The following is a 13,543-nucleotide window of genomic DNA, read 5'->3' on the forward strand; positions in this document are numbered from 1 at the left end:
ATCGTAATTAAAGGTTTTTATTTTGAGCGAACAAAGCGTCTAGCTTTTGCTCATACGTGTGATAATCAAGGTAATCGTACAATTCCATACGTGTTTGCATCGCGTCCACAACATCACGTTGATCACCCTTTTCTAGAATGCTTTGATAAACCATTTCTGCGGCTTTGTTCATTGCACGGAATGCGCTTAACGGATAAAGCACCATATCCACGCCCCACTCGCCAAGTTGTTCTTTATTCCAAAGTTCCGTTTTGCCAAACTCAGTTATATTGGCAAGAATTGGAGCATCGACATCGGTAGCAAAGCGACGGTAGTGGTCTTCTGTTTGAACGGCTTCTGCAAAGATACCGTCGGCACCGGCTTCAATATAAGCTTGTGCTCTTTCGATTGCGGCATCTAAACCTTCTTGTGCAAATGAATCCGTGCGCGCCATAATGAAAAAGTTTTCGTCGGTACGCGCATCAACAGCAGCCTTGATTCGGTCAACCATTTCATCAACACTAACAATTTCTTTGTTCGGACGATGACCACAACGTTTTTGTGCTACTTGATCTTCAATATGCACTGCCGCAACACCGACTTTTTCCATGTCCTTCACAGTTTTAGCAATATTAAATGCTCCACCCCAACCGGTATCAATGTCCACCATTAATGGCAAATCCGTTACCGATGTAATTCGATTTGCATCGGCCAACACGTCATTGAGTGAGGTCATGCCTAAATCGGGTAATCCATAGGAAGCATTTGCAACGCCGCCACCCGATAAATAAATTGCGTTGTGACCGATTTTCTCAGCCATCATTGCACAGTACGCATTGATTGTACCGACAATTTGCAAAGGCGAATGTGCTTTTAACGCCTCTCTAAATCTTAATCCAGCAGATTGGCTCATGATTCAACCCCTTCTTCGTTTAACAAATTTCGCTCTGTATTCGCCCTTGATGAAGATATATGACGACGCATTAAAATCTCTGCGAGTTCACCATCCCCAACAGACAAGGCATGAGCAATGTGTTGATGTTCGAATAACGCTTGTTTAGCGCGGTTACTCACCATGCCAAATTGATAACGATACATTCGAACAAGGAAATACAGTTTTTCGCACAGCAAATCGATAAGCATAGGATTGTGACTTGCCTGAACAATCAAGAAGTGAAAGTCCATGTCTTTTTCTTCTTGAATATAAGCCTCACCAGCTTTCAGCTGAGCGCTGTGTTCGTGACTTTCAAGTAAGCTGTGCAAACGTGATAATTGTTCAGGTGTGATATTGGCGGCTGCAAGTCGGCACGCCATGCCTTCTAGCGCTTCCCGCACATAAAAAACTTCAATAAGGTGTTCGCTAGAAAGTTGGATAACGGAATAACCCACATTAGGTTGGCTTTTTAACAAACCAATGCTTTTTAAGCTGGCGAGTGCGTCGCGCAATGTACTGCGACTGACTTGAAATTGACTCGCAAGTTCGGGTTCACTAATTTTGTGCCCATGTGGGATTTTGCCTTCTATGATTTGTTGCCTTAAGGCTAAAAACAACTCTTCGGCACGTGTCATCCAACCTCACCATTGTCGACAATTTAAATAGATGGCGCGCATATTAACGCTTAAAACAGTGAATTGCCAACCAAATTGTAGACAATATCAAAATATTATTAGCAATGAATCAATTATCACTAACAAGAATAAGCTGGCGTGAACACACTTAAATTACCGATAAACAAACAATCAGTGTAGAACAGGAATGTCAATTTGGTCAGGTGGGATTGTCGACATGACGAGGTTCATTCCATGATTAACTAACTTAACCGCAGGATAACGAATAGGTGTAATTTTACCTGTAGGTTGAACTACCACACCTCCTCCTTTGGGCAGACCGAGCCCTTTTTGCCGATTTTCCAAATGCAACATGAGGTCTTTTAAATTGGTCCAGTCTCTGTCCTCGTCATGAGCATCTAGTGAAAACGGCAAAATGTTTAACATTTCAATGGGATATTCTTCCTCATCTGACTTATAAATATAAGCTCTTCCTAATTGAATCGCCCCCGCTGAAATTCCAATCAATACGGCGCCTTTTTCATACCTATTGCAAATAATGTTATCTAGTCCAGATGCCTCGAATGCATCGATACCTGCAAATACGTCACCACCCGCTAACAAAATAATATCCGCAGAAGCAACAAAAGCTTTCTCTTCTGGTGTTGGCTGGCTATGAATTTTCATACAATTGGTAACACCAATACCCGACATTGCAGCGGTAAAAAGTTGATAATATTCGTCGATATCACCGTTTGAAGCGCCAATGTAAGCGGCTTTAGGCGAGTGAGAGTCAATATAGTTTAGGATTTGTCTAGCAAAAAGCATTTCTCCATCCTGCCAGAATAACAAGCTACTGTCGGAAAACATGAATACAGGCTTTTTTTGGGACATTATTATCACCACTCTTTAAATAAATGGCAGGACCAATCGGATATTTACTTTCCCATTATTACCAAATGAAAAACGTAATGTCGAGCTTTGAGCTTGATTGCTTCATACATGATAGTTAGAGATAAAATATCATACCCTAAAAAAGGCTCAGGATTTCAATTTCTGATTAGCAAACAGATGGACATAATATCCAGAAGAACGCATGGTTTCAGGAGTTTTGAGAATTATCGGTTAAGAGTGATGACCCATTGTGGATGGGATGGAATTATTAATCGAACAAGGTATGAATGATAATCCCCCGATAATGGGGTAGAGCCATTTTCTTTTCAAAGGTAAGTGAAATAGATGGCGGAGTGGACGGGACTCGAACCCGCGACCCCCGGCGTGACAGGCCGGTATTCTAACCAACTGAACTACCACTCCGCAATAGGGATACTTAGTCAAACTCGCTGTTGCAAATAATGGCGGAGTGGACGGGACTCGAACCCGCGACCCCCGGCGTGACAGGCCGGTATTCTAACCAACTGAACTACCACTCCGCAGATTTGCAAAGCTTAGCTAATAAAAAACAAAATTGGCGGAGTGGACGGGACTCGAACCCGCGACCCCCGGCGTGACAGGCCGGTATTCTAACCAACTGAACTACCACTCCGCAGAATATTTTATTTTTCATCAGCTTAGGGGAAACGTTTTTAATGCTACTCCCCCTTGACTGCGGCGCAGATAATACGGTTTCGCCTTTATTGAGTCAATAGCTTTTTTTTGAAAAAGTGTCTGTAAGCTTCTTTTATAACCACTTTGTTTAATCTTTATCTCAAGTGGCGATTTAATCCACTTGCAGCACGACTCAATCACGGCTTTTCATTTTCTTTTTTAGACTTTTTCTTGGTCAATTTTCCTAATAGAGCAGTTAGCTGATGCTTAACTCCCGAAACATCTATTTTTCCTAATTTACCGCGTTTTTTCAGTGTCACTAGTAAAAACACAAGCCCTCCCCCAATCACAATAATTCCGAGGTTAATTCCTAGGATTAATTTAACGAGGGTTTCTGTGGGCATGCTCTCATCTTCCACAGTTTGCATCTTATCTTGCATCATCGGCGAGCTTGCGGGGCTATTGATTAACTGCTCTTCTAGGTCGGCGGGCATTGCAGCCGAAACCGCCATTTCTAATTCAGGTTCTTCTGCTAAAAACGTGAATTCTGGCACATCAAGAATAAAGTCTCGGCCCGTCGCCGTATTCCCATAAGCCGTTAACTTAACGCGATAAATACCGTATTCATAATTGACAATATTATACTGACGCACATCGCTAGATAACCGCGTAATTGAGAAGTTTTGAACATCACTATTGGGGTATTTCACTTTGCCATCAATAAGCAACGTATTGATGTCTATCATCTCTCGATTCGCATCAACTTTGAGTAAATGAAACCCTCGTCCAGATTGATCAAGTTCAACATCCACGGAGATAGGATTGGGATGCAGCACAATGGGTTCGCCAATATCCTCTCTCGAGAACATGGGGGTACTAACGGTAAAAGTAGGACGCCATTCGCCATTAGGAATAGACAGATTAAATTGCCCGGTAAAGGTGCCATCAAGGGGAATTTCATCCATGCCTTTACCGTTATCCTGAAAAGTTGCGACGATTTGCGTTTGTGCACCAAAGTTATTGAAATTGGGATTATTGGTGCTAGCGAACTCCATATTTAAATCAACAACATCTCTAAACTCGGCGTAATCAATTGGCTTACCGCCATTAGTCAGATAAGCGGTTTGTTTGAGGATTTCCCCCGAAAATAAGATTTCGGGCAGCGGCTCAGTGATGAGTTCAATATCACTGACCACCATCACTCTACTTTCAGGGAGAATTTCGCCAACAGCCTGCCATGGCCCTGGCATGGGTTCACGCATGCGAATAATGTCGTAGGTGGCAGCGTCATACCACTCTACATCGTTATCAATTGCTTGGGACTGAAAAATCTTACTGCCATCGGGTCTTACTAACACAATCGGAGCTGAACCGTACTTTCGGAAAAATACCATGGTGATTTCATCCACCTTGTAATCAATCCGAAAACGGTTCTGTAGCAACTTAATCCCGTTTTGATACTGAGAGCCAAGTTCTTTAAGTGGCGTTGTGTCAATTTGGGTGATAGCGGCATTCGCAACCGCCGATTGTGCATTAATGCCGGGTTGTTGTGCCCACACCTTAATGCTAAAAATTAGTAAAGCCAGAAAACACGCTTTTTTCATATTAACCTTGTAGTTCACGCCATAAACAACTACCGCCTTCTTTCTCTACAATATCAAGGCGTTCTTCATGCTGTTTAATTTCATCGGCGGAAGCACGAATAATCTTTAATGCTTTACGATCGTTACTCAGTCGGCGGATCCCTTCTTCACCTTGCTGCTCTTTATTATTACCCGACAAATTAAAGCTAGTTTGCCCGCCTGTCATCATTAAATAAACGTCGGCTAGGATCTCCGCATCTAGTAAAGCACCGTGCAATTCACGGGCGGAGTTATCTACACCATATCGCTTACACAAGGCGTCTAAATTATTTTTCTGCCCCGGATGCATTTGTCGTGCAAGCGTTAGCGTATCAAGCACGGTACAAATTTGATCGGTCTTTTTTACCGACGCCTTGCGACTTTTAGTAAATTCGTGGTCCATAAAACCAACGTCGAACGGCGCATTATGAATGACTAATTGTGCACCGCTAATGAAGTCGATAAAACTCTCTACAACTTCATCAAAAACTGGTTCGTTAGCAAGCCTTTCATTAGTAATCCCGTGAACTTCTATTGCTTCTTGCTCAATTTCACGTTGAGGATTGATATATTGATGAAAATGGTTTCCGGTTAGCTTTCTGTTGATGACTTCAACACAGCCAATCTCAATAATACGATGCCCTTGTTTTGGGTCGATACCTGTTGTTTCGGTATCCAATACAATTTGTCTCAACCTGATGTCTCCAGAAAATAACGGTGGTTGTTCACAGTCTTAAGCATAATGCGCGCATTATCCTCTTTCAATGTGGGAATTGAAACCACACTGACTGCCTTTCTCTTCTCTAAATCACCCAGCCCATGCGCATTAAAGTAACTCAATCACTTTCCAAATAATCGCTCAAGCGAATTAATATACGGTATGATGGACGACTTCATTCATTACAAATCACTAAGTCTACTTTGAAAACGATTCATATCTACACCGATGGTTCCTGTTTAGGTAATCCTGGCCCCGGCGGCTACGGTGCAACACTCATTTATAATCAGCATCGAAAAGAAATTTCCGGTGGATTCAAGAAAACCACCAATAATCGCATGGAATTGGTCGCAGCAATTAAAGCCTTAGAATCGCTTAAAGAGCCGTGTCAGGTAGAGCTTACGACCGACAGTCAATACGTGAAAAATGGCATTAATCAGTGGATTGAAAACTGGAAGCGCCGAGGCTGGAAAACGGCAGACAAAAAGCCTGTGAAAAACCAAGATTTATGGCAAGCACTAGATAGCGCAGTATCAAATCATACTGTCAACTGGCACTGGGTCAAAGGCCACTCTGGTCATCCTGAAAATGAACGCTGTGATGAGCTCGCAAGAGAAGCCGCATCCCAAGATAATCTTCCTGAGGATACGGGCTTTTCTGAATAGTTATAAAGTCTAAATAAATGAAGCAGTGGCGGATTAAACCGCCAAGTGCTTGTTAATAGGTAGATCGCGAATACGCTTCCCACTGGCATGGAAAATGGCATTCACGATAGCAGGGGCTACCGGCGGAGTTCCCGGTTCACCAACGCCACCAGGAACCGCATCAGATTCTATAATGTAGGTTTCGATTTTAGGACACTGGCCCATTCGCATCACTGGGTAATCATGATAATTGGATTGCTCCACTTGGCCTTTGTCGAAGGTGATTTCCCCCATAAGTGCAATGGATGAGCCGAAAATCATTGAACCTTCTTGCTGGGAGCGCACTCTATCTGGGTTGACTACAGTCCCAGCATCAATAGCTGAATGCAGTTCTAAAATAGACACCTTACCGTTCACCACTTTTACTTTTGCGGCCACGGCAACATACGTAACAAAACTGCGATGTACGCAAATGCCCCACCCTTCATTAGCTTCGGTTTGCTCATTAGCCCCGGATTTTTCCACCACCGTATTCAATACTTGCTTCAAACGTTTGGTATCGATGGGAAATACCTCCGGTGATTCACCATAGTTTTGATAATCAAAGCCATCTGCTGTGGGATCAACAATACGATCAGGGCCAATCAGTTCAAGCCACATTTCATGAGGTGTTTTTTTCGAATGTGTCGCGAGTTCATCAACAAACGAGCCCAACGCGAAGGCGTGTTGAATATTACTGACTGAACGGATCCAACCGATTCTCGCATGCGCAGTGGCTTTATGTTTTTCTAAGGATAGATTCGGTATATTAAAGGGCAAATCACCAAAGCCCAAAGACAATTCCGAGTTTGAAGGAATGTCGGTTGTTCCGGTAAATGTCCAGCTGATACTTGGAAAGGACGTGCGTTGCACCCAACTGGTAACGTCACCAGAGGAGTTAATGCCGACCTCAAAACGTTGTGCGCTGATAGCGTGGTAGTAACAATGTTGTAAATCGTCTTCACGAGACCAAAACAATTTCACCGGTTTACCAAATTGCTTGGCTAAAAGCGCGGCTTCAACAGAAAAGTCAGGTTTAGATTTACGCCCAAATCCACCACCGAGCAGCGTTACATTCACTTTTACCTTTTCTGGATCAAGTCCTAACGCTTGTGCCACATTGGTTTGCGTAGACTGCGGGGTTTGCGCACATGCCCATACCTCAACCATGCCATCTTTATAAACCGCGGTGGCGGCAGGTGGTTCCATTGGCGCATGCGCTAAATAAGGGACGGTGTATTCCGCTTCAATAATTTTATCGGCAGTTTCCAACGCCCGATATGCATTCCCTCGTTGACGAACGACTTCCCCCTTACTCGGTAAACGCCCTTTTAGCTCAGCTAAGTAATGACGCGAATTATGACGCTGGTTTTCGGCTTCACTCCATTGAATATTTAAATGTTTGCGTCCTTCCATTGCTGCCCACGAATTTTCAGCAACAACAGCCACCCCTGAAAGCGGTCTGAAAACAAAAGGTTTTTGCGCATCAGGTAATTGCCAAACACCAACCACCCCTTTTACTGCTTTTGCAGCTTCTTCATCGAAGCTTTTTACACTGGCCCCAACTACTGGCGAGCGTGCGATACAGGCATATAACATGCCTTCAATTTGAGTATCTTGCCCGTACACTGTTTTTCCTGTTTGTATATCTCGCATGTCAACAATGGGAATATCTTTGCCGATATAGCGAAACTCGTTGCTGTCTTTCAGCTTAATTTGTTCCTTAGCTGGTAAATCAAAGGTAGCAGCAATAGAGGAAAGTTGCCCGAAACTCAATTTTTCGCCAGAAACAAGGTTCCGTACAAACCCGTTTTCAGCTTTCACTTTATCCGCTGCCACTTGCCATGTTTTTGCCGCAGCTTGCTCCAACATTAAACGTGCTGATGCCCCCATTTCTCGCATCACTTGATAAAAGCGACGAACCGACCGTGAGCCATCGGTATTTTGGCTACCATACGCAGCATCCGCTAAACCTTGTATGACTTTTACCTTATTCCAGTCGGCTTCCATTTCATCGGCTACAACTTGTGGCAAACTGGTTCTAATGCCTTGCCCCATTTCTGAACGGTGACACACTATATTCACCGTGCCATCAGGCTCAACGCTCACGAATAAATTAAGCTCATTTCCTTGCGATTCAGCGGCATAGACTAACGAAGAAGAGCCCAGCGTTGTTGCTAACACTAACCCTGAGCCACTCACACCGACGAGTTTGAGAAAGTCTCGGCGACTCACATTTTGCACTTCGCTCATACCTCATCTCCTACTTGCTGAATGTGAACACCCAAATTCGCTTGTGAAGAGTCTGATCGCAGCATTTTTGCCGCACTTTTAATCGCCGCTTTGATTCTAGGATAAGTACCACAGCGGCAAATGTTGCCATCCATAAACTGATTAATTTCATCCTCTGAAGGATTGCTATTTTGTTGTAGCAACGCCGCCGCACTCATCATTTGCCCGGACTGACAATAACCACACTGCGGCACTTTATGCTCTGCCCATGCTTTTTGTACCGGATGAGAAGCATCCTCAGACAAACCTTCAATTGTAGTAATACGTTTATTCGCCACCGTTGAAATAGGCAGCACACAGGCGCGCACGGGTTGACCATCCAAATGCACAGTGCAAGCACCACACAAACCTTGGCCACAACTATACTTAGTGCCAGTTTCGCCTAGCACGTCGCGCAAAACCCAAAGCAACGGCATGTTCTCGTCAGTATCAACACTGACCTTTTTATTATTGAGTGTGAAATTCAGCATTATTCTTCACTTAGCCTTTTGGCTGGTTTTGTTTAACTATTTATTTTTAATACGGTTTAATTAATCACCGAAAACGGCTTTTTTGCAAACCGAAAGCTGATCAATCATGTTTCTAAATTTGTCTTATTCCACTGCTGCCAATCTTGTGGCGTATCAATATCGATTGCCGCATTTGGCAAAGAAACGGTTACAACTGAATCCGATTGTTGAATCACCTTACGCGCACCAACATCGCCTTGAAGTTGCATCAACGCGGGAAAATAATGCGCGGGGAAAATGGCTGGCGCACCAATTACGTCCTTATTGAGTAAAGCGTTTATTTGTGTCGATTGAGATTCGGGTTGAGTAGTGTGCTTCATTTGCACAGAAAACCGAGAAGCCACTATTTGCGAACGCCGCCTAATACTGTTTGCAATTAATGTTGTAAAATCTTGCTCCTGAAGCGCGACTTGATCGGCTAACGCCACCAGCAGGTGTGTAAAATCGAAAGGGGAAATATGGGAAACTGACTCTGCTAATGATTGCCCCATTCCAAATTGCCATTGGTTAATATCAATAAAAGTAACAAACTCGCTAAATGACGCTTCTTTTAACGCCAATGTAATGGCTTGATGGTGCGCGCCTATCGCTACAAATATTCGAGCACCTGATAAACCGGTTACTGCATAAGCAGATTCAATTTCCTTTACCGCCCTCTCAATTAACGTTTTGCCCCGACACGCCAGTAATTGCTTTGCAGAACCGAAGCGCTTGGCTTCTCCTGCGGCTAACAGCAAACAGGCCAAACGGTATTGTGGAGCATTATTAACTTCTGAATCGAGGTTTAGACTAACGGACACACATCGACTCCCCGTTGCCATCAAACAACACCGCGTGGATTTCAGCACAGGTTGCTAGCGCAATGGATTCAGGTAATTCTCCACCAAGCTTCAGTCCCATTGGATTCCAAAGAGCCTTTTTATAGTGGTTTGGCGCTTTAGCAATAGCGTTAAAAACCCGCTCTGTGCGATGCATTGGGCCAAGTAAACCAATATATTCCGCTGCGCTACTTTCCAATAATGCCAAAGCTTGTGCGTCTTGTTCTACACTGTGAGTCATGACCACTGCGGCGTTAAGTCGTTGCAACCAATCTTCTTGAGTTAACTCATGGCATGGCTGACGAATAATACGTTCACAGCCGGGAAAATAGGCGTCTCTAGCGTAAGCACTTCGGTGATCGACTAAATACACAATCCACCCCATATTCACCGCTAATGCCACCAGCGGACGCGCGTCCACTCCCCCGCCAAAAACGCCAAGCGCGACCTGAGGTCGATATTGGGTTATATGAATTTGTTCACTTGAAGAGGACGTTGAAGAAGCCAAAGGAGATAACAACGTTTGATTGAAATTGGCGTCTTCAACATTAACTTGGTAATAACAGGTTTTGCCTTGTTGCAAAGCAAAATGAAGACTTTCTAAAGCCAGATAATGGTTATTCCTAGCAATAGGTTGCAATAATATTTTCACTCTACCGCCGCAGCCTAACCCTAACTGCCACGCTAAATCGGCATCATCACGCATATCGTATTCAATCATCTTGTTTGCTTGTGACTGCAAACAAAAACGTGCATGACGCATAATATCGGATTCTAAACAACCGCCACTTAGCAAACCGTAGTATTGCCCTAAATCGTTAATTAGCATTGCCGCACCGGCTTTACGATATGAGGAGCCTTCTGTTTCTATGATGCTGGCAAGTACCCATTCTTGCTCATCTTTTAACGGATACCAAATAGATAAAATGTCGCTGATATGATTCGCCATAATGAATAAGCATGGTCCTTTATTGCCAAGTCGTAAAACAAAGAAATAAGCTAAATAGTTGGTTATCAGCCACCACGGAAATTCATCCATCGACACTCCGCAGCCCCTTTTGCTGCTATGCGCCGCTCTCCACTTCCTGAGAATGACTCATCGCTCTGCATGCACACTTTAGGTCACGCATTAAGGCAATAACCTAAGCGAAGGACACCCTACCAGAAAAGGAATTGAATCAGCCACCCTAATTACCCCATTAATTGATAATTAACCTCTGAACAATTCGACAAGATTAGCCCTTAAACATCGATTCTTGCGGGCGATTAGTCGCCGCTATTTCCTAAAGCGGCTCACGTCTGCTACTGGCGAAATACCAAATAATCGACTGTATTCTCGACTAAATTGCGATGGGCTTTCATAGCCAACTTTGTAACTTGCGGCGGCAGCTTCTAAACCTTCATGAAGCATTATTCGGCGCGCTTCGTTAAGGCGAATTTGTTTTTGGTACTGTAACGGCGACATCGACGTAACCGATTTGAATGCGTTATAAAAAGAGGACTCACTCATATTCGCAGTATCAGCTAAATCCTTGACCCTCAAGGATTCATCATATCGTTCTTTTATCAATTCGATAGCTTTACTCACGCGATTCGCTTGAGTATCGAACAGCAAGAATTGACGCAACTGGCAACCAATGGAGGTTTGCAACAGCCTGAAAAGCATCTCTCTTTTTAGCATGGGCAGTAAAATGGGAATATCAGATTCATTTTCCAACAATGACATTAACCGGGAAAAGACCGACATCAGCTCTTCATCGGTATCAATAATATTCAAGCAGCAAGGGTGCACATCCTTATTCTCAGAGATTTGCGCCATATCGATCACTAAATCCGCTAATTCGTGCATATCAATATTGATACAGAATCCTAAATAAGGCTTATCTGGCGTCGCTTTCACAACTTTGCCAATCACCGGCATCATTACCGGTACAATTAACATATTCAATTCTTTGAATGCGAATTCGTCGTTACCCACATAAATTCGCTTTTCGCCTTGCAAAAGCACACACAGCATTGGTTCATAAACAGTAGGAGAAGACGATAATTCAGTGCTACTTCTGATCAAACGAAAAGTAGGAATAATCGTGTCCAACGCTCCTTCTCCGCTGTGATAGCGCTTCACTTTTTCGATTAATTCTAGCTGATAATATTGAAGCCGAGTTGTCATAGTGTTTCCCCCCTTCTCTTTGAGTATAAACAAGAATTAGGCAATAGCACTATTTGTAAATCATCATTTTAGAGAACTAGGCAAGGAACTGACAGATTTAGGCAATCAACCATGGTTAAAATACAAAACAGCCGGGACACCACACCATAAGAGGGATTTGAATTATTTTATTAAAATAACCGCCTTCCTATAAAACTTAAGAAATTTACTTTCCCATTATTTAACCCTGTTAACCATTGAAAACCAGAAAAATAGAAATAGGCAATCAATAAAAAGGATTCGGCATTAAGTCAAACCCACTTTCCCTCTATCATTCTTTTCACACTATCTAGCGCTAATGCATTCACTCACGCATTCATCAGCGCATCTCGAGTTACATCATCTCTGAATACATAATTGAGGAAACTTACATGAGCCAATTTTATCGGTATTGGACTGTTACATTTAGCGGATTAGCGTTATTGACGCTTTCTGCTTGTGGCACATCCGACGGTAATAACCAACCAAGCGCAGCAACACCGCCAGAAGTGGTTGTTGCCCATGTGGTTAATGAACGCATCACCGAATGGGACGAATACACTGCTCGATTGCAAGCACCGAAGTCAGTTGTCTTGCAGCCACGGGTTTCCGGTTATATCAACAGTATTAACTTCCAAGAAGGAAGCTTAGTGAAAAAAGGTGAAGCGTTATTTTCGATCGATGATCGCACTATAAAAGCTGAAATCGAACGTTTAAACGCACAAAAAGTCAGCGCACAAAGCCGCCTCACACTTGCTCAAAGCGATGTCGTTCGCGCTAGAAAACTAGAAGGTAGCAATGCGATATCGAAAGAAAGCTTGGACAATCGCACCGCCGCGTTAGCGCAAGCACAAGGCGACTTAGCCGCTATTGAAGCCTCACTTAAGCGCGCGTACTTAGAGTTGTCTTTCGCCCAAGTAACCTCCCCCGTGGATGGCAAAGTAGCAAATGCCTTAGTAACCGAAGGCAATTACGTCAGCGCTGGACAAAGTGTATTAACCACTATCGTGTCGACGAAACACATGTACGCCTATTTCGATGTTGATGAACAAAGCTTTCTAGAATACACAAAAAGCAACCTGTTACGCAGTGACGCCAAAGACGCCCGACAACCCGTATTTATGGCACTGTCTGGCGAAACAGACTATGCCCACCAAGGCGTGATTGATTTCATTAACAATAGTGTCAATGAAACTACAGGCTCTATTCGGCTGCGCGCCACTTTCGATAATTTAGAGGGCAGCCTGATCCCCGGATTATTTGCCCGTCTACGTGTAGCAGGCAGTGAGTCCTATGTAGGCACCCTTATCGACGACAAAGCCATTGGCACCGATTTAAACCGCAAATATGTTTTAAAAGTTAGCCCAAACAATGAGTTAGTTTACCAAGCAGTGGAGCTAGGCGAAAAAATTGGCGGTCTGCGTATTGTCAAAAGCGGATTAAGCTCGGATGACACCATTGTCATCAACGGGCTACATCGGGTACGTGACAAAATGACCATCACACCTGTTGTACACGCTATGGCAAGCCAACAACAAATTGCCCACATTCGCAACAGACAAGCACGCATCGACGATGCCACAACGTTATTGGCATCCAACGCCTCTCAAACACTCGAATAAGCGCTGGAGAGTTCCT

General features: G+C 43.7%; 12 protein-coding genes and 3 tRNA genes. 2 read left to right on the top strand and 13 right to left on the bottom strand.

The genetic code is table 11. The features are described 5' to 3' along the window. Nucleotides 1–7: 7 nt before the first annotated feature. The 8 genes from prpB to dnaQ all read right to left on the bottom strand — a co-directional run bounded on the left by prpB (nt 8) and on the right by dnaQ (nt 5,391). Complete coding sequence (gene prpB / locus HJG39_RS00595) at nt 8–892, bottom strand: methylisocitrate lyase (protein ID WP_268405526.1); 885 nt, start codon at nt 890–892, stop codon at nt 8–10. Further along, nucleotides 889–1,548: a GntR family transcriptional regulator gene (locus HJG39_RS00600; RefSeq protein WP_268405528.1), complete on the bottom strand. Its 660-nt coding sequence runs from the start codon at nt 1,546–1,548 to the stop codon at nt 889–891. The genes prpB and HJG39_RS00600 overlap by 4 nt, the downstream gene beginning before the upstream one ends. A gap of 171 nt (nt 1,549–1,719) precedes the next feature. After that, nucleotides 1,720–2,421, bottom strand: a complete 702-nt coding sequence (locus HJG39_RS00605) for a Type 1 glutamine amidotransferase-like domain-containing protein (RefSeq protein ID WP_268405530.1) — start codon at nt 2,419–2,421, stop codon at nt 1,720–1,722. A 346-nt stretch (nt 2,422–2,767) separates the two neighbouring features. Further along, nucleotides 2,768–2,844 (bottom strand) — tRNA-Asp (locus HJG39_RS00610). Between the two features lie 39 nt (nt 2,845–2,883). After that, a tRNA-Asp gene (locus tag HJG39_RS00615) sits at nt 2,884–2,960 on the bottom strand. A gap of 36 nt (nt 2,961–2,996) precedes the next feature. Beyond that, a tRNA-Asp gene (locus HJG39_RS00620) sits at nt 2,997–3,073 on the bottom strand. A 199-nt stretch (nt 3,074–3,272) separates the two neighbouring features. Further along, the gene (locus HJG39_RS00625; protein WP_268405532.1) at nt 3,273–4,679 is read right to left on the bottom strand and encodes a TIGR03503 family protein; all 1,407 of its coding nucleotides are present in this window, start codon (nt 4,677–4,679) and stop codon (nt 3,273–3,275) included. Between the two features lies 1 nt (nt 4,680). Then, nucleotides 4,681–5,391 (bottom strand): DNA polymerase III subunit epsilon, encoded by a 711-nt coding sequence (gene dnaQ, locus HJG39_RS00630; protein ID WP_268405534.1) that lies wholly within the window; start codon nt 5,389–5,391, stop codon nt 4,681–4,683. Between the two features lie 227 nt (nt 5,392–5,618). Between dnaQ and rnhA the strand changes: the two genes are divergently transcribed. Next, the gene (gene rnhA / locus HJG39_RS00635; RefSeq protein ID WP_268405536.1) at nt 5,619–6,080 is read left to right on the top strand and encodes a ribonuclease HI; all 462 of its coding nucleotides are present in this window, start codon (nt 5,619–5,621) and stop codon (nt 6,078–6,080) included. A gap of 33 nt (nt 6,081–6,113) precedes the next feature. Here the strand turns inward: rnhA and HJG39_RS00640 are convergent, their stop codons facing one another. From HJG39_RS00640 to HJG39_RS00660, 5 genes are all read right to left on the bottom strand, one after another. Then, nucleotides 6,114–8,351 carry a xanthine dehydrogenase family protein molybdopterin-binding subunit gene (locus HJG39_RS00640; RefSeq protein WP_268405538.1) on the bottom strand — a complete coding sequence of 746 codons (2,238 nt, stop codon included), beginning with the start codon at nt 8,349–8,351 and terminating at the stop codon, nt 6,114–6,116. Next, nucleotides 8,348–8,860: a (2Fe-2S)-binding protein gene (locus HJG39_RS00645; protein WP_268405540.1), complete on the bottom strand. Its 513-nt coding sequence runs from the start codon at nt 8,858–8,860 to the stop codon at nt 8,348–8,350. Before HJG39_RS00645 ends, HJG39_RS00640 begins: the two co-directional genes overlap by 4 nt. Before the next feature lie 104 nt (nt 8,861–8,964). Next, nucleotides 8,965–9,699: a nucleotidyltransferase family protein gene (locus HJG39_RS00650; RefSeq protein ID WP_268405542.1), complete on the bottom strand. Its 735-nt coding sequence runs from the start codon at nt 9,697–9,699 to the stop codon at nt 8,965–8,967. After that, nucleotides 9,689–10,756, bottom strand: coding sequence for an XdhC family protein (locus HJG39_RS00655; RefSeq protein ID WP_326849229.1), 1,068 nt, complete (start codon nt 10,754–10,756; stop codon nt 9,689–9,691). Before HJG39_RS00655 ends, HJG39_RS00650 begins: the two co-directional genes overlap by 11 nt. 237 nt (nt 10,757–10,993) lie before the next feature. Further along, nucleotides 10,994–11,887: an AraC family transcriptional regulator gene (locus HJG39_RS00660; RefSeq protein ID WP_268405544.1), complete on the bottom strand. Its 894-nt coding sequence runs from the start codon at nt 11,885–11,887 to the stop codon at nt 10,994–10,996. 410 nt (nt 11,888–12,297) lie between these two features. Between HJG39_RS00660 and HJG39_RS00665 the strand changes: the two genes are divergently transcribed. Continuing rightward, complete coding sequence (locus HJG39_RS00665; RefSeq protein ID WP_268405546.1) at nt 12,298–13,527, top strand: efflux RND transporter periplasmic adaptor subunit; 1,230 nt, start codon at nt 12,298–12,300, stop codon at nt 13,525–13,527. Nucleotides 13,528–13,543: the final 16 nt, after the last annotated feature.

Source organism: Alteromonas sp. a30 (assembly GCF_026788005.1).
Lineage (GTDB): Bacteria > Pseudomonadota > Gammaproteobacteria > Enterobacterales > Alteromonadaceae > Paraneptunicella.